General features: G+C 33.5%; 21 protein-coding genes. All 21 read right to left on the bottom strand.

Going from position 1 to position 24732, the window contains the following annotated elements:
- Positions 1-101: 101 nt before the first annotated feature.
- Positions 102-983, bottom strand: a complete 882-nt coding sequence (locus tag N5B56_RS04090; protein ID WP_243003005.1) for a YitT family protein — start codon at positions 981-983, stop codon at positions 102-104.
- A 22-nt stretch (positions 984-1005) separates the two neighbouring features.
- Positions 1006-1212 carry a hypothetical protein gene (locus tag N5B56_RS04085; RefSeq protein ID WP_117908826.1) on the bottom strand — a complete coding sequence of 69 codons (207 nt, stop codon included), beginning with the start codon at positions 1210-1212 and terminating at the stop codon, positions 1006-1008.
- A 190-nt stretch (positions 1213-1402) separates the two neighbouring features.
- Entirely contained in the window at positions 1403-2353 is a 951-nt protein-coding gene (locus N5B56_RS04080) for an RpnC/YadD family protein (protein ID WP_260978435.1), read from the bottom strand.
- A gap of 242 nt (positions 2354-2595) precedes the next feature.
- Positions 2596-6564 (bottom strand): glycosyl hydrolase, encoded by a 3969-nt coding sequence (locus N5B56_RS04075; protein WP_260978434.1) that lies wholly within the window; start codon positions 6562-6564, stop codon positions 2596-2598.
- 132 nt (positions 6565-6696) lie between these two features.
- Entirely contained in the window at positions 6697-6849 is a 153-nt protein-coding gene (locus N5B56_RS04070; RefSeq protein ID WP_260978433.1) for a hypothetical protein, read from the bottom strand.
- 26 nt (positions 6850-6875) lie between these two features.
- Positions 6876-8723 carry a hypothetical protein gene (locus tag N5B56_RS04065; protein ID WP_260978432.1) on the bottom strand — a complete coding sequence of 616 codons (1848 nt, stop codon included), beginning with the start codon at positions 8721-8723 and terminating at the stop codon, positions 6876-6878.
- 402 nt (positions 8724-9125) lie between these two features.
- On the bottom strand, positions 9126-9671 hold the full coding sequence (locus tag N5B56_RS04060) for an NUDIX hydrolase (protein WP_260978431.1): 546 nt from the start codon (positions 9669-9671) through the stop codon (positions 9126-9128).
- A 20-nt stretch (positions 9672-9691) separates the two neighbouring features.
- On the bottom strand, positions 9692-10903 hold the full coding sequence (locus N5B56_RS04055; RefSeq protein WP_260978430.1) for a transglutaminase domain-containing protein: 1212 nt from the start codon (positions 10901-10903) through the stop codon (positions 9692-9694).
- A gap of 81 nt (positions 10904-10984) precedes the next feature.
- The gene (locus N5B56_RS04050) at positions 10985-12718 is read right to left on the bottom strand and encodes a tetratricopeptide repeat protein (RefSeq protein WP_260978429.1); all 1734 of its coding nucleotides are present in this window, start codon (positions 12716-12718) and stop codon (positions 10985-10987) included.
- 450 nt (positions 12719-13168) lie between these two features.
- Complete coding sequence (locus N5B56_RS04045) at positions 13169-14860, bottom strand: L,D-transpeptidase family protein (protein ID WP_260978428.1); 1692 nt, start codon at positions 14858-14860, stop codon at positions 13169-13171.
- Positions 14861-15083: 223 nt separating this feature from the next.
- Positions 15084-16250, bottom strand: a complete 1167-nt coding sequence (locus tag N5B56_RS04040) for an NAD(P)H-dependent flavin oxidoreductase (RefSeq protein ID WP_260978427.1) — start codon at positions 16248-16250, stop codon at positions 15084-15086.
- A gap of 129 nt (positions 16251-16379) precedes the next feature.
- Complete coding sequence (locus N5B56_RS13395; protein WP_336306685.1) at positions 16380-17177, bottom strand: acetyl-CoA carboxylase carboxyltransferase subunit alpha; 798 nt, start codon at positions 17175-17177, stop codon at positions 16380-16382.
- A gap of 15 nt (positions 17178-17192) precedes the next feature.
- A complete protein-coding gene (accD, locus tag N5B56_RS13390) occupies positions 17193-18029 on the bottom strand; it encodes an acetyl-CoA carboxylase, carboxyltransferase subunit beta (RefSeq protein ID WP_147585589.1) in 837 nt (278 codons plus the stop codon).
- Positions 18030-18142: 113 nt separating this feature from the next.
- Positions 18143-19489 (bottom strand): acetyl-CoA carboxylase biotin carboxylase subunit, encoded by a 1347-nt coding sequence (locus tag N5B56_RS04030; protein ID WP_022089912.1) that lies wholly within the window; start codon positions 19487-19489, stop codon positions 18143-18145.
- 30 nt (positions 19490-19519) lie between these two features.
- Entirely contained in the window at positions 19520-19942 is a 423-nt protein-coding gene (fabZ, locus tag N5B56_RS04025; RefSeq protein ID WP_022089913.1) for a 3-hydroxyacyl-ACP dehydratase FabZ, read from the bottom strand.
- Positions 19943-20048: 106 nt separating this feature from the next.
- Positions 20049-20498 (bottom strand): acetyl-CoA carboxylase biotin carboxyl carrier protein, encoded by a 450-nt coding sequence (accB, locus tag N5B56_RS04020; protein WP_118565321.1) that lies wholly within the window; start codon positions 20496-20498, stop codon positions 20049-20051.
- A 44-nt stretch (positions 20499-20542) separates the two neighbouring features.
- Complete coding sequence (gene fabF / locus N5B56_RS04015) at positions 20543-21778, bottom strand: beta-ketoacyl-ACP synthase II (protein WP_260978426.1); 1236 nt, start codon at positions 21776-21778, stop codon at positions 20543-20545.
- Positions 21775-22515 (bottom strand): 3-oxoacyl-[acyl-carrier-protein] reductase, encoded by a 741-nt coding sequence (gene fabG / locus N5B56_RS04010; protein WP_117908802.1) that lies wholly within the window; start codon positions 22513-22515, stop codon positions 21775-21777. The genes fabF and fabG overlap by 4 nt, the downstream gene beginning before the upstream one ends.
- A complete protein-coding gene (fabD, locus tag N5B56_RS04005) occupies positions 22509-23435 on the bottom strand; it encodes an ACP S-malonyltransferase (protein ID WP_260978425.1) in 927 nt (308 codons plus the stop codon). Before fabD ends, fabG begins: the two co-directional genes overlap by 7 nt.
- 99 nt (positions 23436-23534) lie before the next feature.
- Complete coding sequence (gene fabK / locus N5B56_RS04000; protein ID WP_117908798.1) at positions 23535-24458, bottom strand: enoyl-[acyl-carrier-protein] reductase FabK; 924 nt, start codon at positions 24456-24458, stop codon at positions 23535-23537.
- Positions 24459-24689 (bottom strand): acyl carrier protein, encoded by a 231-nt coding sequence (acpP, locus tag N5B56_RS03995; protein ID WP_022089919.1) that lies wholly within the window; start codon positions 24687-24689, stop codon positions 24459-24461.
- Positions 24690-24732: the final 43 nt, after the last annotated feature.

The raw sequence follows: 24732 nt of genomic DNA, 5'->3' as shown, positions 1-24732 counted from the left end.
TATTAGAAAAAATACTTTTTTATTTTATCGCATACTTTTGTTATTTGTAAACAAAATTTTACTAAATTTACTTTAATTTCTTACAAAATTAAGTTTTTTCTTTACATTTCCACATCCGTGTGTCCTTTAAATCCCTCACCAAACACTTCTGTAGCGGAAGAGACTATCATAAACGCTTCCGGATCAACTTCACTTACAAGATTTCTTACCTTTGTAAGATTCTGTTTATGCATAACGCACATAATAACTTCTGTATTTTCCATATTATATGCGCCCTTTCCTTCGACCAATGTGACACCCATATTAAGTTCGACCATCATTCTTGTAGCTATTATTTTTCGCTTATTGCTTACTATATAAACTAACTTTGCTTCATCGCTTCCATATAAAACCTTGTCCAAAATATAAGTCGATATAACAATCGCAACTCCTGCATACATTGACACTTCTATATCTTTAAAATATAATGCTGCCGCTGCTAAAATAAGTCCATCAATTATCAAATACATTTCACCGGATTTAACCTGCCTGTATTTTTGACGCAAAACTTTAATTATTATATCGATACCGCCTGTCGTGGTTTCCATTCTAAGACAAAGTCCCATTCCTGCTCCCATTAAAGTTCCACCTACTAATGCTGCTAAAATCTTATCGTGTGTTACAACATATCCCATTCTCTCAAATATTTCCATAAATGCTGATGAAACTACAAGAGTGTATAATGTTGACAACGTAAATCTTGCTCCAAATTTCCATGCACCTAAAATCATTATAGGTATATTCATAATCACAATTAAAGTACCTAATGTTATTGGTATAATTCTTGTCAAAATTACTGCCGCACCCGTCAAGCCTCCGGGTGCCAAATTGTTAGGGTCTAAAAACATAGAAATTCCTACTGCATATATACAGGCAGCAAAAGTAATAACTATATATCTGCATATGAATTTTGCTATTTTTTTTGCTTTTTCCTTATTTTCCACTTTCAATTATTCACCACTTCTTTTATAGTTCAAATTCATCGTCATCATCCAAAATCATTGTTGGCACAGCACAAGCCATTGAATTCATAGAGCAGTCTGCTGTTCCATTAACAATTTCTTTTTCAGTTGCATTCTTGTCCTCAACCTTTACATTAATATGTCCCTGTCCTTTAGCCACTCCTGCATCAAGCATTGCTACGATGTCATCAATCATCTTATCGTCATTCATTATTAACTGCCTCCTTGTAAAATATTTATTATGATACCACAATTATAATTGCGATTAATTCAAAGCAATTATTATGTTATCTTTGCATCGATAATTATTTATTAATAATATTATACTTTCTTGTAAGTTTTATTAATAAATTTATTATTTCATTAATAATTATAACACCATTATTCAAATTTCTGTTTTTTTATTTACCTTTTATCATCTCATACACTTTTTCTGCATTGATGTCATGTCCGTTTTCTTCTATTATTTTAACTATTTTTTCTATCGTTTCCCTATCTTCTTCTAAATCTTCAGCGATTTCTTCAATGCTTTTTCCTTTTTGCATCTTTTTATTTACCATAGATATTAACATTAACATTTCACCTTGCTTCAATCCTTGCTCTATTCCAGCCTTTTCTCCATCACGGTACGCATCCCGCCTTACATAGCCCATCGTTTCTTCTTCATCATATTCCGTTAACAAACTCATAATTACCTCCGCCTTATGCTCTGTTAGGAAGTCTTGTAATATATTATTTTTTATGCAGTAGGACACTGCATTTTCAACTGCTTCTTCCACCGAGTCATACTTCTTTTGATTTTCATTGATTCTGTCTATAAGTATAACATATTCCTTTAAAATTTGGCACTTGGATAATAATTCTTCATTATGTCCTTTGTTTATGTTAAGCACTGTTGCTGTCCATTCAAACTGACCTTCGTTCTGTAATGCTGAAAATGCATCTGATAGCCTCAATATTACTTTGTCTTTTATTTTCCGTTTTCCATTATACAACACGTAATACTGCGGCGTCGGTATTTTTATAAGCTTTTCGCTGTATATGTTAAGCTTATTTGCCTTTATGTATTTTGAAAATAGTCTTGCGCTGTAAAGAATTCCTCTTAGAGGCATGTTCGGATTCCACGTGCTTTGTTGCTCATACATTGCCATATTGCTTTGTATGATGCACGACACGTCATTTTTCATTCCCATATATATGGTGTCTTCAATTGTGTTAATTTCAAGTTCATTCTCATCTTCGTAATTCGTTCCATTCAGTGCATTAAATAATTCAAGTAAGTTTTTCTTATACTTCGTATATCCAAATAGCATGCAAAAAATCCTGTCTTTATACTTTCTGTTTATTCCCACCTTTATACCTCCTCGTCAAAGTAGTATTAGTTGCTTATTGTATGTGTTTCTTTTAATTATACATACTGTATGAGATATTTCAAGCATTTTATTTATAATCCGAGAATTGGCAAATAAAATAGTGCCATCTTGCAATGAAGCATGGCACTATTCTATATTTTTTGTAATTATGTAATTATTTACACTACATTTTTAATTTCTAAACAACTTTTATTTCTAGAAATTTTTTATTCTTAAACTTCTTATTTCTTAACAACTTTTTTCTTAGTCCATTTGCCATAGATACGTTTATTATCAACGATTCTATATGCTCTGGCTTTAACGTAAAGTTTCTTTGCTTTTGCTAAGTTTTTACTTGAAACCTTAAAGATATAAGATTTCTTATTTTTCTTAACAAGTTTTGTCATTGTAGCTTTTTTGGCAAATTTCTTTGAAGATGAAAGTTTTACCTGATAGCCTGAAATATTGTTAATTTTCTTAAATGTAATTATTAACTTCTTTACAGATGCTTTCTTTGTAATTTTTGCACTCTTAATCTTTGCTTTGCCAACTTTTACAGCCTTTGCCTGATTCTGGCCATTTATTGTATCCTGACTTGTAACTGTTGTCTTAGCAAAATCATCTTTCTTAGTTGTTGTATCTGATGACTGAGCTTTTGTTGTTTCGCCCTGTCCTTTGTTTGTTGTCACTTCACCAGGTGTTTCACCCTTTCCTGTTGTCTCACCAGGATTATCTGACTTAGTTGTTGTCACTTCATTTTTAGTAGTTGTTTCCGGCTTAGTTGTTGGTTCTTTTTCACCTGTAACTTTTATTGTTGAAGAAATACCTTTTGACTCTTTTCCATTTAATACTGCTTTGACTTCTACAGTACGGGTTCCGGCATAAATCTTATCAATTGTATAATTTCCTGCTGCAACTGATGATAATTTTAATGTTCCATCAACATATACATTGTACAACTGACCTTTATCATTCTGTTCCTGTGTTGCCCTAAATGTAACTGAAATCACATTATCTGCAGGCGTTCCTAAAACAAGGCCTGTTGCATCTGTAGGTGCATTTTCATCAACTGTTGTTTCTTCCTGTTCACTTTCATAATCTGATAAATCAGGAGCTGTAGTAGGCTTTCCATATTTTACAAGAATATAAACCTGCTTATTGCCACTAACAAGTTTAATTGTGTTATATGTATTTTCAGTCAACGTATTTTTAACAGAAAATTTGAATACTCCGTTAAGCGTACTTAATGACTTTTTATTCAAATAAGCATTCGTATTTTCTGATGTATAGATTCCCTGATATTCCATGTAAAATGTATCATTTGCATCCAATAATTTGACACCTGCATTGAAATCATTCCTTAACACTCTGTAAGATATTTCAACTCCGTTAGATACTCCAAGCGACGTATACTTACTATCATCTTCATACTCCTTAGTTGTTTCTATCTCTGTAATATCATAGTAAAGTTTCAATACAAGTGAACCATCTTCTGCAATTACACCACTCTGAACTGTACCCTCTACTTCAGGGTTAAATTTGTATCCCTGATATGTATTTGCTACAGCTGTTACTTCATTTCCAATCTTTCCTGACTTCTTTTCTGTATTAAAAAGATTGTAATTTCCATTTCCATCTGACAAATAATGTTCAACCTTATATGTTGATTTTGTTGTGACTTCTCCATCGCCTGTTGTTGTCATTGAATGTGGTTTTGCAACTATTTCTGTTCCATCTGAGAATGAAACTTTAACATCTTCATCTGTTGTGTTATAAGCTGTGTATGTCATTTCGCCGTCTGCATTTTTAAATGCACACGCAAGCGGATTATCACTTGTAACTGTCAAATCAGGTGTACCATTTTTCTGCATTGCCATAATCCAGTTAAATGCATGTGCTTTTGATTCACCTGCTTCCGGGTCACACTGTTCATCAAAATACTCCAATGCTTTGTCAGGGTCTGCCATTGCAAGATATTCACTCCAAATTTCATTCCAACGCTTTGGATTTTTTTCATTTTTACCATTATAATTCTTTTCATTTCTTTCTGCTGTTTTCCAGTTTGTTAAAATGAAGTCCTTATTAGCTGCTGCATAAAATGAAGCAGGAGTCATAGGTAAAATGTTAATTCCCTGTATCTGTAAAGGTTCATCAGTCCACCATGCGGCATAAGTATATTTTCCACCCCATACCATTGATGCCTGACTATATTTAGCGTTTTCGCCTTTTCCTTCTGTATACTGTTCATCTAAAATATCGCCATCAGTATCAAACCAGTAGCAATTTACTGAAGATACTTCTGTTGCATATAAGTACATTCCAAGTGATGTCAATTCTTTATTACCTGTAGCCTGACCATATAAAATAAGTCCTGCCCATGCATTAATTGCTTCTGAACTTGATTCCTGGTTATTTCCATCACCAAAGTTTGCATGACCTGATGCCCATGAATGTCCTTCATATGTTGAAAAATATCTTAAAAATGGATATCTTGAATTTGAATTATTTTCTTCATATGTTGCAAAATCTCCAATTATTTCATTAATTACATTTTGATATTTCTGAATAAATTGAGGGTCACGCATTGCTACCTGTGCTGCTGCATTTACAAAATATCCGTAATGGAAATGATGATCCGTCATACCATCTACTGTATAGTAAGCCTGAGGGAATCCAAATAAACTTCCTACTTCTTTATCATAATAAAAATATTTGTCATCATCTTCACCATCTGCTGTAAACCAATCAGCCAATTCATTTTCTATGCCTTTTAATAATTTATCAGCTGATTGTGTATCTCCACAAGCTTCTGCTGCTTCCATAACCTGAATTGCACGATTCAATTTCTTACCTGTGTCGTATGTGTTTACTTCATATGACTCTTTTGTAAGTCCACCATCATCTGTAGGACCATATACATCCATAAAATCATTTACATACTGTCTAAGTGTAGCTTTGTCTGACTCATCAATACCCGGTAATGTTGGAAGAATTCCTGTATATTGTAATGTAGTCTGATAAGAATCACCAATCAAATACTTCATTGTTCCTCTGATTGTTCTTGCAGTATAATCCATGTAGTCATATCCGCTCATATTCTTATACTGATGTGGCAAAATTCCCATTACAGTACCATCTGCTGTACTTTCAGCCTTTTTATCAACTGTATATTTGTATGTTGTCTTAATTTCAGCACCATTCTGTGTAAATGATGTTTTTGTACCTGTTATAAAATTATAAGCATATGGTGCAAATGCATCTTTAACTTCCTGCGCATCTGCATCCTTCTTTCCATTTGATTCCATTAACCAAGCCATAGACATATAAGCTCTGTCTGATGGTAATGTAAATGTCAAATCACCCATTTTATTATCAGCATATTTTGCTGTTGCATCTGCCTGTGATACTTTTGTACCTTCAGGCAAATATACTGCATAGTAATCATAATCACTATATCCTGATATTAAATCTGCATTATCATATACTCTGATAATTAACTGTGTTGAATCTTCTAATGTTGTGCCATTATAATATGCCACTTCACTAGGAAGTGTTCTTGGTCTTTGCAATGTAATTGTGTTTCCACCTGATACTTCAAAATATGCAAACGGACTTCCCTGAACCATTGTTGTCTTCAAATACTGTGATGAATCATTTGCATTTTCCATTACAACGTCTGTTAACCACTCATCTGATTTGTCAACTTTTGTACTTGCAAATGTATAGTCTGTACCTACAATAAAATCAGACATTGTTCCCATACTGTTCATCGACATTACAACAGTCTGTGTATATGTATCTTTTATAATCAAAGTAGATGGTTTCGACACATACATTCCATTTGTATTACCACAATATGCCATAGGTATTGCATAAGCACATTCCCCAAATGCTGATGTACTGTAATTCCATAACATTGATGATGAAAAACCACCAACATCTATTGCATTTGTGTTTGCATCATAATTGTCTGTTGTAAATCTGTAAGTTCCCTGATTTGCCCTTGTTGGCAACTTATCTAACAACATTTTGTTTGTCTGTACAACATCTTTATTTCCATCCCAATAAGACCATGTACCTGTTACTTCCTTAGCAATACTTCCTAACTGCTCTGCCTGAACCTCTTTCGTTCCTTCAGGCGATGTTACAGGTGTTGCTATCATTGTTGCTGTAAGTAAAACCGCAACTGATTTCTTTAATTTGTTTCCCATAAGTTACTCCTTTATATTTCATTTTAAAGGATTGTACAAATACCTGTCACATGCCAATCCTAAATTTTATTTTTAAAAAAAAGACGCTCTTAGTGCAACCCAAGAGCATCTTTTTGTTAGTCTTATTTAATTTTAATAGAAGTCTGACCAATTTGTGTTTTTATTAACATCAATTAAAATATCTGGAGAATCTCCTGCTTCTCCACCAATGCCACTTGTTGTTATGACATCTTTTGTATCAAATTCTATTATGTCCATCTCAGGACTAATATATTTTTTCTTCATTTAAAACTTCCTCCATAATCAAATTATTAATTAGCTGTATATTCCTTTGCATATGCATCTACAACATCTTTTTGCGCTTTAGTATACTTATTTTTATATGCATCTGATCCCTGAACTTTTTTAGCTACTGTTGAAGCAGATCTAACATTATCACCTTTTGTCTCTACTGATGCATATATTGTCTTTTTACCATTATTATATTTGATAGTAACATATCCTACGCCAACAAAGTCTGTACCATAATTTGATTTGTTAATTTCTACAATTGAACCACAGAATGTTCCAGTTGTATTTTCATACCATCCACTGTTTGTGATATTCAATTTTAATTTACTATTATCGTTTACAAATTCATCGTTTACAACTCCATTTTCACCTAAAATTGTTGAAGTAGTAATGATTGTTCCTGTTTTTATAACAATTCCGCTATTAAGTATTTCATCTAAACTAAGATCATTATTATTTGATGTGATTTTTGTTTGGAATCTTAAACCTGTTGGTGTTGCTAATCTAATACTTGCTCCCTTTGCCATTGCTACATTTAATTTAATACTCTTAATATTTAAATCGCCATTTACTTTAATTGATGTATTTGGAGCATATGCTACACTATTTGTTGTATCATAATAACCCTGTGCATTATCGCCAAATGTATATGTGCTTCCTTCTTCTACTTCTTTAGCAGTTCCGTCTACTGTTACTTTGTATTTTGTTTTTTCAGTTGCTGAAACAACTTTAATATATATTGTAACTGAATCATTTCCATAGTAATTTGTTACTACTAATTTATTGTATTCTTTATCAAATGAAGTCTTTGGGATTGATATGTCAGCACCCCTACCAACTGTAATTGCTTTTTCATTCAATTTAACTTTATACTCAGGAGTTAACGTAAATATCGCAAAAAGACTGTCACCGCGCATTTCCGGTTTAGTTTGCACTTTATCTGATGCATCATCAGCAATGTAATAGAACATTGTTTTGTTTGAATTTCCAACTTCAGTCCAATCTTTAATTGTTGACGGGTCAAGCGGCTTTGTTGTTTCCTCTGGCCCTGTTGTTTCTGTTTCTTTAGAAGGTACTTTAACATCAATCTCTGAAATAGCTGATTCGCCTGCATCATTTACTGCACTAACACCAAATTTGTATGTTTCTCCAACTTCAAGATTCAGCTCTTTAATTGTAACAACTCCACCATTTGTTATATCTTTTTTATATACACCATCTAAATAAAATTTATAACTTGTAGCTGTTTCCACATTAGAAAATGCAATTGTATAATTTGTCTTTAAATCATTAATATTGGCAGCTAATCCTTCTGGTGCTGCTGGTTTCTGTAATTCTGTGCTTTCTTCAGTTGAAGTATCAACTTTATTACCCGTTGCAACAATAAAAGTAACATACTGTTTTTCATCTTTGCTTGTTACTTTAACAACATTGTATGCATTGTTATTAATCCAATTTTTTGCATTTACATGAGTTTCAAAATCATTACATACCGGAACAGTTGCTCCCGTTTTAACAATTTTTACGCCGTTTATTTCTAATGTTGCACCAGGATAATTTCCATGCCATACAACCTTCATAAACATATCACCATAGAAATTTAATTCTCCACTACCTGTTGTCATCCAATCTACAATATTTCCAGTTGATTGTGATTTATCAACAGCCACTCTCCACTGTGATTTTGTTGTCTCTGCCCCTTTCATATTGGCTTCACCTTTGTTTTTATAATCATAAGTAAGTTGACTATAATCTGTATCAGCAGCCTTTGCCTCTCTTGGATTGTAAATCGTAAGTGATGTTACAACCATTGCTATCGCACATATTATTGCGATTATTCCTTGTTTCTTCTTTGAAATAACATTCATGTTTTTTCCCCTTTCAGTTAAAATATTCTGTCAAATCATATACTGATTTTCCATTTCCTTAGATAATTTTACCAAATTAAAACAGTTTTTTCAATCACCCGTAGTTATAGTTGTATACTTTTTATTTACTTTTTCCATTTCACTCACTATTTTACTGTTTTTTATCATATTATTCAACAATTTATAGTCATACATTTTGTTCATTATGCATAATTTAAAACATTTTTATCTTTTTAGGTATAAAAATGTTTTTACTATTTTTGTGATTTTGCACAAGTAAGCGTATTCAATGTTATCGCAAACATTATAAAACGCCATTTAAAAAGTTATCGAAGCATTTTTATTATTATTCAAATATTTCAATAATTTCTTAAACGGCGTTTATTTTATCGCAATAATTATTTATTTAATTTTCTTTCCCATCATCTCTAACTCTTCCATTTTAATACAATTTGGTATTGTATTATTCTCTACCATAAAAACTACATCATCGTATTTCATCCATACAACGGACTCTAGTTCTTCTTTTTGTATATTGAATTTATCAGCTTCCATATTTCTTTCTATATAATAGATGTTACTTACCTGATTATCTATAAATTCTTCGCCGTAAAATACATTTGTTCTTTTCCCTACCGTTTGCCCACAATACACAAACTCGTCTTCTTTAGCATCAATTCCAAGCTCTTCCTTGAGTTCTCTAATTGCAGACGGAATAAAATCCACTCCTGCCGGAATATGTCCTGCGCTTGAGCAGTCAAGACACCCCGGATGCGAGTCTTTGTTTTTACTTCTTTTCTGCAAGAGAATTTCCATACTTCCATTGTTTTTGCGAACCACCCACACATGAGACGTTCTATGTCTTACTCCCGTTTTATGTGCTACAGTTCTTTCAACTGTTTCTCCTATCGGATTTCCATTTTCATCAACCACATCTAATATTTCCATTGTCATCTCCATCCATATAATTATTTCTTTATTTTCTTTATTTTCTTTATTTTTTTAACTGTCGACCATTTAGTGTATATTTTTCCACTACCTGCTTTTCTGTAACCACGTACTCTAAAATAATATGTTTTCTTTTTACTTAATTTGCTAAATTTGCATATTGTCTTTGTTGTTGTCATTTTTTTCTTTGAGGCAAATTTTTTATTTGTCGAATATTGAATTTCATATCCTGTCGCTTCTGCAATTTTATTAAAACTGATTTTTTTTCTTGTCAGTTTCTTAATTGATGTTTTATTCATTGTAAATGTTGAATTAACTGTTTCAGCCGATGCAACAGCTTCAACTCCTTCTACATAATCATCTGCAGCCATAGGATATGTAGCATAAAAACTTTTGGTCTTGTAATCGTCATTTCGTGTATGGTCTTCAAATACATCTCCCTTTAGAAAATATTCATAAGCATGCCCATGATTATAATTTGCCGCATCCCATGTTGCATCCACATTGTAATACAGATTTCCCAGTTTAACTATATTCCATCCGTGATATACATCTGTATTTGTTCCATGGCCTGCTATCACTCTGGATGAAATCCCCTGCATTTTTACCAATCTGTAAAACAGAGTTGCATATCCCTGACATACTGATTTACCTGTAGTCACTGCTGCATAAGCCGTAAATTTCATATTGTTATCGCTGTAATCATATGTTACATTGTGGCAAATATAATCATAGATAGTTTTTACTTTTTCATAATCTGTTGTTGTTTCCGTGAAACCAAAACTCTCATTTATTATATTTAATTCTTGTGTCAACATCTGTTCCTGTTCTAAAGAAATAAAGTAATCTACATTAATTGTGTATTTTGTATAATATGTATTGCTTCCCTTCTCTTTACGCATAAGGGCGTTGTAGCTTGCTGCCATGCTTGACATTTGCCAATATAAATAATCTCCTTCGTCCGGATTTGTAGTTTCTGCAAATGCATTATTCCATATTCGATTAAATACTGCATACAAATCTTTGTCTTTTGTTCTTACATATACTGTTACTGTATTTGCGTGTGCCTTTACCTGTTCCCTAATTTGTGCTGAGGCATTTGCTTCGTCTGATGTATATTTTGTTACATCTACTCTGTATGGAATTTCTAACGCTGATACTTTGGTAGGTGCTGCTATAGACGAAAGCATAAGCACCACAGCTATAATTATTGAATATATTCTTTTCTTCATTTCTTCCCTCAAATTATTTATTTTATTATAGGGCTGTTACACTAACTTTAATTAGCACAACAGCCCCATTCATTATGTTTATTATTTTGTTTTCTTATATTTTCTTATATATGATGCTCCATCATAAGATAAAACTCTCTTGATTTTCTTAGAAGTTTCTCTTGTAAGAATGATTTTATAATTATGAACATCTTTTAATTTATATTCAACTCTTTCCGATGCCACATAAATTTTTCTAACCTTTTCTTTCGTGCTTATAATTTTATCATAATCTAAATATGTGTCAGTAACCTTTAAGCACAATTCGCCTTTGTATAACAATGTGCTTATTGTCATTGTGTAATCACCCTGGTCACCTTTCATTTTCCAGTTTCCAACCCAGTTAGAACTTGCTGTTATAAACTCATCCATTTCTTTATAAAGTTTTCCAGCCGGTTCATAATCATCTTTAACTTCTTTTAATGTGCTTAATGCTGAAGCCAAATCTCCTGCTTCTGCAACCGGAACAGCCTTTTCATAAATAATCTTGCCATACTGTGCTGCACTATCTGCATATCCTTTTATTAACTTAAATACTGCAGTTGCTTCGTCTACATTTCCTTCTGATAAAACTTTCATTGCATAAGCGTATCCGTATTCATCGTATGCTGCTTTTACATTTTTATCTGCTTCATAAACGGCATTGATTGTTGACCATGCTTCTGTTACATAAGCTAATTTATACTGTGCTAATGCTATTCCTGTCTGGCAATTTAGTTTTACTTTATCTTCTGTTGCTGTATTATATCCTTTTGTATAATAATCCAATGCTGCTTCATACTGTTCACCCTGTGCTGACTGCTGTCCTAAATTGTAGTAAGACTGTGAAAGTAAATTATTTGTTCCTTTGTAGCCTGTTGTTTTTTCAAAATACTTTAATGCAGTTTCAAAATCCTGCTGGTTAAATGCAAGAAATCCAATCTGATAGTTTGCTTCCTTTAATACTTCTTTACTGTTTCCAAATCCATGAAGGTTTTCACAAATTTCAATTGCTTTCTGGAATTCACCCTGATTGTTGTATTCTTTAGCAATTTTAACCTGATGATTTGGTCCGATTACTGTAAGGTAAACTATTGCGAATATTATGACTGCTACGCTGGCAATACAAGCTGCAATTGCTGCTGCCATTTTCTGTTTCTTCTTGCGTGCATCTTTTCTTTCGCCTTCACGTTTTTTTCTTTTCTCTGTTCTAAGAGTTATATCATATTTTCTCTTAGCATAATCGTACATTTCTTCACAGTTCTTGTACCATCTTAATGTTTCAAGAATCTCTACAACTTTTTTAAGATTTTCGGAATCCTCTAATACAATCAACTCTTCGCATTTATTGTATTTGTCTTCGTATTCCTGATCCATCTTTTGTCCAAATTCTTCAGGATTAGTTATCTCAGGATGTGCTTCAAATATATCATCCTTTATCCATTCACTTCCGTCATCTTCGCATACAACTTTGGTTATTTTTAATTTAAATTTCTTTGCCTCTTTATCTTCTATAGGCAAATGTACATTATTTCCAAATTTTGCTCCCGGCTCTAAATGGAGTTTCAAATACTGATGCTCAATTTCTAATATATTTTCTTCTGCTTCATCTGATGCATAAATTGTCAAATCTACTTCTGACAAAACAGCATCGCAGATATTCATAAAATTAATTGTTAAAAGATTTCTTTCGCTTACAGTGTCATACTGCAATACGCCTCCCTCTATTAGGACAGGACATCCGTAAGTCCACTGATTATTTTCAAGTGTTAATATATCTTCGTATCTCTCAGCCATCTTTTTATCTCCTATTGTTATTACTTGTGAAGTATTGTTTTGATGTGTTTATTTTATAGACTTTTTGTTTGTTACGTATTTATTCTTTTTATCTAAACACATCCGTAATTTCTTCTCAATTGTATTTTTATATTTACATCTTTTGTATTTTACCACAAATATCATTCATAAGGAAGAGTTCATGTTAATTTGAATAATTAAAAGCTTTTGGGTTTTTTGGAATATTGTGGATTGTTTCATGGCGAAAGTGTTCCAACTTATATGGTACACTTCAATCACTTGAAACATAATAAAACACTCCATTCTAAGATATTCAAGTCAATCTATAATAACTTGTTTCTTAGAATGGAGTGCTCTCTATAATCACATTCAAATTCCTATATTTAAATAGTAATTTCCATTATGTTGCTTTAACTCCTATATTAAAATAGCAATTGCCATAATACTACTCTAATTACTATATTCTTTAAATTTCTTCTCAGCTGCCTGTAACTTGTCATAATTAGTTACATATTTTTTAGCATCTGAGTTGATTTTGTTGTACATGTATCTTGCATCTTTTATTGTATCGCCACTGTTCTTAGTTACAGTGCCGATGGCATCAATTGCTTCAATTGCAGCCTGAGCAATTTCAGAAGAATTCTGGTATGTAACTGAGCCGGATTCTGTTCCCGGAAGTTCATATACAATTACAGGAGTTCCTTTTTCAACATATTCATAAATCTTTTTTGCAGTAAGATATGGGAGATTTATACAACCATGAGAACCATCTGTTTTGTAGAAATTGCTTCCAAACTGGCTTTTCCATATTGCATCATGCATTCCTATATCTTCATCAAATGGCATCCAATATGATACTGTTGACTCATATGTTTCACCTACAAGCACTGAATATCTTTCCTTGTATGTAATTCCATAAGTACCTGTATGTGTTCCATGATTTGTAGAAACATTTCCTGAAACAAAATCAGTATCTAAAACTTTCTGACCATCTTTGTATACAAACAAATGTTGTGAAGTCAAATTAATTTCTACATATGAATCTCCATAATCCTTTTTGTCATGACTTGCAGCCTCCTGGTAATAAACAGGCTTTCTTTCACCGCTTTCACCATTTTCAATCTGCTGCATTAAACCCTCAGATTCCTTAGCTGTATTAAGCCACCAACCGTAATCACCGCCATTAACTTTTACAGTCTTTCCATATGTTGTTTTAAATTCTCTGTTTGAGAAAATTGTGTCGTACTTCTTTCGTATTGAGTCAACAAATTCATCAACTTTTTCCTTACTTAATGAAACATTATTTCCATCAACAACAAGCCAACCTGAAATAACACTTCCGTCAACGACTTCCTGAGTATCACCAAAATTATATGTAATTGTTGTTCCCGTGTATTTATTTAACTGATCTAAAACTGTTGTAAGCTGTTCACTGTCAGATGCAATATTAGGCACGCGATAACATCCTTCTTTATCCAAATCAACTTTTTCTTTTAAAGAAGAGATAGTATTTTCAAGGCACTCAATTGTTTTCTTTTTATTAAGAAAGTTCCCTTGTTTAGCTTCAACTATTGTATATCCGTTATTATAATCAGATATAGATGCATTAGTCGGCTTATCAGCATATTTAGAATCTAAACCTTTTAAGTTATTTACAAATTCAGCAAGTTTGTCGCTATCATATTCTATCATCTGCTTCTCTTCATGATTTGTACCGGTTGCAGTAAACCAAACAAATTGATTCTGCTCTTTTACAAGATTGTCCAATGACTCTCTTGAAACTACTTTCATATCAATATCTTTTCCTGCAAGAGTTTCAATATATGTAGCTGACTTTTCTTTACCTCTTTCAGTAATTGTAAGTTCATAATCCTTTATAGCATTTTCAACTTCATCTGCTGTCAATTTAGATACATCTATTCCGTTAATATGTGTTCCCTTGTAAAAATGAGTTGTATAATAAACCGTTCCATTTACATATATTGCCACCAAAGCTATGCATACTATTCCTATAACTATTCCTATGTATTTTTTCAAATTAGAAAAAACAGGCTTATTTCTTTTTCTCTTCTTTACAGGTTTCTTTGATTTGTATCCTTTTCCACTTACACTCTCGTATCTGTCTTTTTTGTTGTTCTCCATTCGCACTCACCATATTCTTTTCATAAGTATATTAGAATTCAAGTAAAAAAATGATATAAGTTTGTATACTTTTCTTACTATACATACCTATCACATCATAATTATATCTTAACAGTGAGAAAATACAACCGTATGTTCTGTTGAAAAATAATTTTGTTAAAATTGCCTATTTAACTGCCTATAAAGCCACTTTTTTTAACATCTTTTACTGCTTATAGCATATTTAAAAGTAATTTTTTATAATATCTTTTACTGTTGATATATCGTTAATTTTATATGCATACGCTCCACAAAATATTAAGCCTTCATCAACATTTCCACTTACGGCATTTATCAAAGCATCCGTGATACAATAAGGTGTCTCTAACATGTTGCATGTAGATACACATTGATGACATTTTATAGGTGCAATTCTCCCCTCTTTCTTAACCCTTTTAAGAAATTTGTTGTTTATTGCTCTTGCCGGCATTCCAACCGGACTTTTTATTATTTCAATATCATCTTTTTTACAATTCACATATGCCATCTTGTAATTTTCATGGGCATCACATTCTTTTGTGGCGACAAATGGAGTTGCCACCTGAATTCCTGATGCACCTAATTCGAATATACAATCTGCATCCGCTTTATCATATATCCCTCCTGCAACAACAACCGGAATATCTTTTTCACATTTTTCTTCATATGTGTGTACAAAATCTATAATATCTTTTATTTCATCTGAGTATAATTTTATTTTTGCCCTATTATCAAATTCTAAATTAACAGAATTTGCTTTCCGGCATACATTTATATTATTCGTTTCTGTTTTATTATACTTGTCTGTATTTTCTGGTTCGTCATTTCGGCATACATTATATTGTTCAATTTCATCCGGTTTAAATCCTAAATGCCCACCGGCATTTGGTCCTTCAACTATTACGCAATCAGGAGTCGTGTTATAATTTCTCTCCCATCTTCTAAATATAATTTGCGCAGCTTTTTTAGATGAAACTATCGGTGCTAATTTCACTTTACTTTTCCTTGCAAGTTCAGGCAAATTGAGTGGAAGTCCGGCTCCGGATATTATCATATCAACGCCTGCATCGATTGCAGCTTTAACATATTTATCATAAAATTTTGTCGCAACCATTATATTCGTCGCAATTATTCCACCATGACTGATTTCTTTTGCTTTCTTTACTTCTTTTTTTATTGCCCTCAAATTTGCTTCTATCGGATTTCTATCCCAGTCAGGCTCTTTATAACCTATTTGTGCCGTGCTTATTACACCTATTCCTCCCTCAAGCGCCACTGCCCCGGCAAGTCCTGAAAGACTTATTCCAACGCCCATTCCACCTTGAATGAGTGGAATTTTTGCCTCTAATTCTCCAATTTTTAATGATTTCATTTATATCTCCATATTTAGTTTGCCTAAATTTGTGTAGTGTTTTCATTTTTCCGTTTTTTTCAACTCAACTATTTATGTTTTCGATTTTTTATTTTCCAACTCTGCTATTTATGTTTTTGAATTCATATATTACATTTGCCTGAATCTTTCATATCTTTGATTTCTGATATATTCAGGATTTTTGTCTTTGTACTCATCAGCAAACTTTAAAATTTCTTTTTTTATTTCTTCAGCTATTATATCTACATTTTCAAGTGATGCCTGCTGTTCTTCTTCAATAATCCCATCAATTATACCTAGTTCAAGCAATTTATGAGATGTGCATTTCATCACGCTTGCAGCTTCATCCGCTCTTGAACCGTCTTTCCAAAGAATTGTTGCAAATCCTTCAGGAGAAAGTATTGAATACATTGCATTCTCAAGCATTAAAACTTTATTTGCCACTGCATTTGCCAAAGCTCCTCCGCTTCCTCCTTCGCCTATAACTATTGTAAGAACCGGAACTTTTAGTCCTGACATTTCAAATATACTTTTTGCAATCGCTTCTCCCTGTCCTCTTTCCTCTGCCTCAATTCCCGGATATGCTCCCGGCGTGTCTACAAAGCAAATAATTGGGCGGTTAAATTTTTCTGCCTGCTTCATAAGTCTGATTCCTTTTCTGTATCCTTCAGGCGATGGCATACCAAAATTTCTGGTAATATTCTGTTTTACATTTCTTCCTTTTTGCTGAGCTATTATCGTAAAATAGCTGCCATTGATTTCACCAATTCCACCTACAATTGCTCCGTCATCTCCATAAAATCTGTCACCATGTAATTCTAAAAATCTGTCAAATATTTCATTTATATAATCAAAACTATATGGTCTGTCTTTATCTCTGGCTATTTTAACGCGCTCCCATGGCGTAAGTATTTGTTCCATTTCTATGCCCTTTCGCTTTGCTTAATTAGATAAAATAAGAAATTCCAATGTTTTTTTCAATCTTGTTCTAGTCACAATTTTATCTATAAATCCGTGTTTCAATAAAAATTCTGCCCGTTGAAATCCTTCAGGAAGTTTCTGATGAATTGTCTGCTCAATTACTCTTTGTCCGGCAAACCCAATCAATGCTCCCGGTTCAGCAATTATTACATCTCCAAGCATTGCAAAACTCGCCGTAACCCCTCCTGTTGTTGGGTCAGTTAATACTGAAACATATAAAAGTCCTGCTTCATCATGTCTTTTAACTGCCTGGCTCGTTTTTGCCATTTGCATAAGAGATACTGTGCCTTCCTGCATACGGGCTCCACCTGAACAGCAAAACATAACAACCGGTAATTTTTCTTCAGTTGCTTTCTCAAATAATCTTGTAATTCTTTCTCCTACTACGCTTCCCATACTTCCCATTATGAAATCCGCAGACATTACTCCAATCGCAACTTCTTTTCCTTTAATTGTTCCTTTTCCTGTAATTACAGCTTCATCAAGCCCTGTTAACTTTTGTGCTTTTTCTATTTTTTCAATATAATTTGGAAACTGTAACGGATTGTCCGTTACAATTTCCTTATCCCATTCTACAAAGCTACCCCTGTCTAACACCATTTCAATTCTTTGTTTTGCATTTATTCTGAAATAATGTTCACATTTTGGGCATACATATTTATTTGCCACTAAATCCTCAGAATAGATTATTTCCTTACATTTTGGACAACGCATAAACATTCCATCAGGAACATTTGACTTATTGCTTTCATTCTTTCCTATTCTTTTCGGAGTTTTTTTCAACATTTCTTTTAACATTTTTTAACCTCTGATTTCAAAGCGTCCATATTTTTACAACCCATTTTTATCTCTATCCCCGGGCGTCATAATTTTTATTGTCTTTAGCACATGACTATTCATTGCAATGATTTTTAACCTCTATCATCCAAACGTCTGTTGATTTCCAGTGCATTCCCTTTGGCAAATTCATTTGAATTAATAATTTCATACTGTAAATCTAAATTCGTTTTTATCCCATCAATTACAACTTCCCCTAGCGCACTTCTCATTTTCTCAATGGCCTCTTTTCTGTCGTGGCCGTGAACTATTATTTTTGCCACCATCGAGTCGTAACACGAAGGAATTTTGTACCCGTGAAACAATGCGGAATCTACCCGTATTCCATTTCCTCCCGGGAAATGAAGTTCATTTACGGTACCTGGGCATGGGATAAAATGATTGTCAGGGTCTTCTGCATTTATTCGACACTCTATTGCACATCCCGAATGTTTTACATCGTTCTGTGTCATTGTAAGTTTTTCACCTGCTGCTACCATTATCATTTCTTTTATCAAATCAACTCCTGTCACCATTTCTGTCACAGGATGTTCTACCTGAATTCTTGTATTCATTTCCATGAAATAAAAATGTTCACCATCTTTATCAAGCAAAAATTCTATTGTTCCTGCACTGTAATATTTTGCAGCCTTTGCGGCTTTAATTGCCGCTTCTCCCATTTTCTTTCTTACTTCTTCTTTTAAAACAACCGAAGGAGTTTCTTCAACTAACTTCTGATGTCTTCTTTGAATACTGCAATCTCGCTCTCCTAGTTGTAATACATTTCCAAATTTGTCCCCTATAATCTGAAATTCGATATGTCTTGCATTTTCCACAAATTTTTCTATATACATCTGGTCATCACCAAAGGCAATTTCTGTTTCTTTTTTTGCAGTTTCAAATAATTTTACAAAATCTTCGCTTTTTCTTACTTCCCTCATACCTTTTCCGCCACCGCCGGAAACTGCTTTTACTATTACCGGATAACCTATTTCGTCAGCTATTTTCTTTCCCTGATAAGCATCTGTAAGAGGCTCATTTGTTCCCGGAACTACAGGTACTCCTGCTTTAATCATAGTTTGTCTTGCTATAGATTTATTTCCCATATTTATCATACTTTCTACTGAAGGCCCGATAAATTCTATATTGCATTCATTACATATTTTTGCAAATTTGCTGTTTTCTGATAAAAAACCAAATCCAGGATGTATCGCATCTGCCTTTGTAGCAATTGCTGCACTTAATATTTTTTCTATATTTAAATAACTATCTTTTGATTTATAAGAACCAATACACACACATTCATCCGCAAGTTGTGCATGAAGTGCATCTTTATCTACTTCTGAGCAAACTGCCACTGTTTGAATTCCCATTTCTCTACAAGCTCTTATTATTCGAACAGCGATTTCGCCTCGATTTGCTATTAGAATTTTTTCAAACATCTACTTTCTCCTTTTCGACTAACAACATTTTCACTGTATTGCAAATACAAGTTCTGCCTGTGCGCAAAGTTCTCCATCTACATACGCTTTTCCTTCACCTATACCAAGTGGTCCACGCACTCTAGTCATTTCCACTTCCATTCTAAGCACATCTCCCGGAACAACTTTTCTTCTAAATTTAGCGTTTTTAATTCCACCAAATAAAGGAGTTTTTCCTTTATATTTATCGTCTGATAATAAACTGACAGCTCCTACCTGTGCCATTGCTTCAATAATAAGCACTCCCGGCATTACAGGCTGATCTGGAAAATGTCCTGCAAAAAACGGTTCATTATAGCTTACACATTTAATTCCTACTGCTCTCTTTCCTACTTCCATTTCTTCTATTCTGTCTACAAGTAAAAACGGCTGTCTGTGAGGAATTATATCCATTATTTCCTTTGTGTTTAACATATTAATCTCCATTCTGTTGCAAATGCGCAACTTTTTTAGCATTTAAGATTCATTATTTCTATAAAGCGATTCTTCACTTTTCTAATCTTCTAATTAATACAGTTTCTTATTTGCTAACTTTTACGATTACCTGTCCATACTCTACTAAATCTTCATTTTCAACCAGAATCTCTTCAACTACGCCATCACATGTTGCACTAATTTCATTCATTAGTTTCATGGCTTCAATGATTCCTATTGTTTGACCTTTTTTTATTTTGTCTCCCACCTTGATAAACGGTTCTTCCCCCTCAGCTCTTGCCGCATAAAACGTTCCAACCAAAGGACTTTTTATTTCTTCTAAATCATCACTTTGTCCTTCATTTTCATTCACGCCCACAGTTCTAATAGTTTCTACATTTGCATCAGGCAAATTGCCTGGAACTGTTAAAGCTGCCATTGCCACACTCTGTTCTGCCTTTATATTTAATTTAAAATTTCCTTCTTCAACTGATAATTCTGTTATTTTTGATTTATTAACCTTATCTATCAGTTTTTCTATTTGTTCATAATCCATTTTAATTTCCTTTTCATAATCATAATCATTTATTTTTTCAGCTATTATACTTCAAATTTTTTAACCATTATGCTGCCGTTATGTCCACCAAAACCTAATGAATTACTTATGGCATAATTTACTTTTCTATTAACAGCCTCAGGTGTGTAATTCAAATCCAATTCTTCATCTTTTACTTTAAAGCCTGCTGTTTTATGGATGTAATCTTCCATAACCGATTTGATACATACGATAAATTCCACAGCCCCTGCTGCACCTAACATATGACCTACCATCGACTTTGTTGAATTTACATTTAAATCATATGCTTTATCACCAAATGCTTTTTTAATTGCCATTGTTTCAAATAAATCATTATGATGTGTACTTGTTCCATGTGCATTTATATACTCAACCTGCTCAGGTTTTACATTTCCATCTTCCATCGCAAGCATCATAGCCCTTGCTGCACCTTCACCATCTTCGGCAGGTGATGTAATGTGAAATGCATCACATGTTGCTCCATACCCTGCAACTTCACCATATATCTTTGCTCCGCGCTTTATTGCATGCTCGTATTCTTCTAATACAACAACTCCTGCACCCTCACCCATAACAAATCCACTTCTTTCTTTGTCAAATGGGATTGAAGCTCTTAAAGGATCTTCCTGTGTTGAAAGTGCTGTAAGTGCTGTAAATCCGCCCACTCCAATTGGACAAACTGATGCTTCCGTTCCACCTGCAAGCATAATATCTGCATCACCATACTGAATGTATCTGAATGCTTCTCCTATCGAATGTGTTCCTGTTGCACATGCAGTTACGATGTTTAAACACTTGCCTTTACAGCCAAACTGAATTGCCACATTTCCTGCTGCCATATTTGTAATCATCATCGGAACTAACATCGGGCTAATTCTTCCCGGTCCTTTTTCAAGTAACTTTTTATGTTCTCTTTCCATCGCCTGCAAGCTTCCAACTCCTGAGCCTATAGAAACACCCATTCTGTTTTTATCTGTTTTTTCCAAATCAAGCCCTGAATCTTCAACTGCCTGTTTTGCCGCTGCTACTGCATACTGAGAAAACAATTCCATTCTTCTTGCTTCGCGCTTATCCATATATTTTGTAGCATCAAAATCTTTAACTTCTGCTGCAAGTTTTACCTTAAAATCCGTAGTATCAAATTTTGTTATCTCTCCGATTCCTACTGTTCCTTTTTTCACATTTTCCCAAAATGTATCTATGTCATTACCAATTGGTGATATTATTCCTAATCCGGTTACTACTACTCTTCGTTTCAAATTCCCATACCTCCATCTACTCCGATAACCTGTCCTGTAATATATCTTGCTCCATCAGATGCCAAAAACAGCGCCGTCTGTGCAATATCATTTACATTTCCAAGACAATTAGCCGGAATTCCTGATAAAATCTGTTTCTTCACATTTTCATCCAGCTGACCCGTCATATCAGTTTCAATAAATCCGGGTGCAATTGCATTTACAGTTATATTTCTGGAAGCCATTTCTTTTGCAAGCGATTTAGTCATTCCTATTATTCCTGCTTTTGAAGCACTGTAATTTAATTGTCCTGCATTTCCATGAACTCCAACTACTGAAGACATGTTAATTATCCTTCCGTTTTTTTGTCGCATCATTTGTCTTGTTACATTTTTCATACAATTAAATGTTCCTTTTAAATTAACATCTATTACATCGTCAAATTCCTGTTCTGACATTCTGAGCAAAAGATTATCTTTTGTAATCCCTGCATTGTTTACAAGAATGTCTATTCTTCCATAAGTTTTTACAACATATTCCATCATTTCTTTTACTTCATCAAATGAGGCTACATTGCATTTATAAGCTTCTGCTTTTCCCCCTGATTTAATAATTTCGTCAACAACATTTTCTGCCTTTTCCTTAGAGCCTGCATAATTTACTATTACAACTGCGTTATTTTCAGCAAATGTCTTTGCCACCTTAGCGCCTATTCCTCTGGAAGCTCCTGTAACAATTGCTACTTTATTACTTAACATATTTCTAATCCTTTCAGTTTTTCTAAATCATCCACTTTTTCAATATTTATTACCGTTACATCTTTATTGATTTTTTTAACAAATTTAGAAAGTGTTTTCCCCGGTCCTATTTCAACAAATGTATCAACTCCATCATCTATCATTTTTTCAACACTCTGCATAAATTTTACAGGTGATGAAATCTGTTTTTTTAGAAGTTCTTTTATTTGTGAATTATCATATATGTAACTTGCATTACAATTTGCCACATACGGCATTTTAAGTTCTTTAAGCTCAATATTTTTCAATTCTTTTTCCAGCTTATCTCCTGCCCCTTTTAGCATGGCAGAGTGAAATGGTCCGCTTACCTTAAGTGGCAAAACTCTCTTTGCTCCATTTTCTGCTAAAGTTTTTGAAGCTTTCTCTACTGCATCAGTTTCACCTGTTATAACAATCTGACCCGGACAATTATAATTTGCAACTGCCACTTCTCCTTCTGTATTTTTGCAAATATCATCAATTTTATCTGCATCCATTCCAAGCACTGCTGCCATTGTTCCTTTACCATCCGGAACTTCTTCATCCATAAACATTCCTCTTTTTCTTAGGAGATAAACCGCATCCTCAAATGTAATTGTTCCGCATGAATAAAGTGCTGCATATTCTCCAAGACTTAATCCTGCACACACGTCAGGCTTTACTCCTGTTTTTTCAATCTGTTGTAAAATTGCTGCGCATACTGTAAACATTGCTGCCTGTGTATACTGTGTATTGTTTAAATCTTCATTTTCTTCAAAGCACATCTTTTCCATATCAAATCCAAGAATCTTCGATGCTTCTTCAAAATATTTTTTACTGTCTTCATATTTATCAAAAAAATCTTTTCCCATTCCAAAATACTGAGCACCTTGTCCCGGAAAAATAAATGCCGTCTTTCCCATGTTTCCTCCTAACTTTGAGTTATAATTCATGTTTTTTATTTGCTACATACTTATTTATTTTCCTGCTTTTATTTTTTATTTAAAAATTTCAATTGACATTTATAATTTCAAAAGTTTTTCTGCCTGATTTTCCATTTCTTCAATTATTTCCTTGCAGCTTTTTGTTTCATGTATAAGTCCTGCTATCTGTCCTGCCATAAAAGAGCCATTCTGTGTATCTCCATCTTGCACTGCCTTTCTAAGCGAGCCTAATGTGAGATATTCTAATTCTTCAAATCCTGCACCTTCATTTTCCATTTTTACATATTGTCTTGTCATATTATTTCTTAATGAACGTGCCGGATGTCCATGGCTTCTTCCTGTTACAACCGAGTCAATATCTTTTGCCTTTAAAACTTTATTTTTATAATTTTCATGAATATTTGTTTCGTTTGCCACTAAGAAACATGTACCTGCCTGAATTCCTTCAGCACCTAACATAAACATTGCTGCCATGCCTCTTCCATCGCCTACGCCACCTGCTCCAATTACAGGAATTTCTATCGCATCAGCTACCTGTGGTATTAAAGTCATTGAAGTTGATTCACCAATATGGCCGCCTGATTCACATCCTTCTGCGATAACCGCGTCAACTCCGGTTCTTTCTAATCTTCTTGCCATCGCTACAGAAGCAATAACCGGAATAACAGTTATTCCCGCTTCTTTCCACATTTCCATATATTTTTCAGGATTTCCTGCACCTGTTGTAACTACGGGAACTTTTTCTTCAACAACTACTTTTGCAACTTCATCTGCTGATGGACTAAGAAGCATTACATTTACCCCAAAAGGCTTATCTGTTAATTCTCTTGTCTTTCTTATTTCCTCTCTAACTACTTCTGCTGGAGCATTTGCCGCACCTATAATTCCAAGTCCGCCGGCATTTGACACAGCAGCTGCCAAATGATGGTCAGCTACCCATGCCATACCTCCCTGAATAATAGGATGCTTAATTTTAAGCAATTCTGTTATTCTTGTTTTCATTTATGCCTCCACGCCTTTTGATGTTAAATAGTCAGCAACATCCTGAACTGTCTTGATATTCTGTAATTCTTCTGATGGAATTTCTACATTAAATTCATCTTCTAATGCCATAACTAATTCCATTAAGTCTAATGAATCTACTTCCAAATCTTCTTTGAAAGAACTTGTTGCTGTAATTTCTCCATCAATGCTTAAATTTTCTTTTGCTAATTCAATAATCTTTTCTACCATTTTTTTAATTCCTCTTTTCTTTTTGTTCCACTTTTTTAACGCG

Origin of the sequence: Eubacterium album (genome assembly GCF_025336545.1) — a bacterium.
Taxonomy (GTDB): domain Bacteria; phylum Bacillota; class Clostridia; order Lachnospirales; family Lachnospiraceae; genus Eubacterium_U; species Eubacterium_U album.
This window is presented reverse-complemented; position numbering and strand designations above follow the sequence as displayed.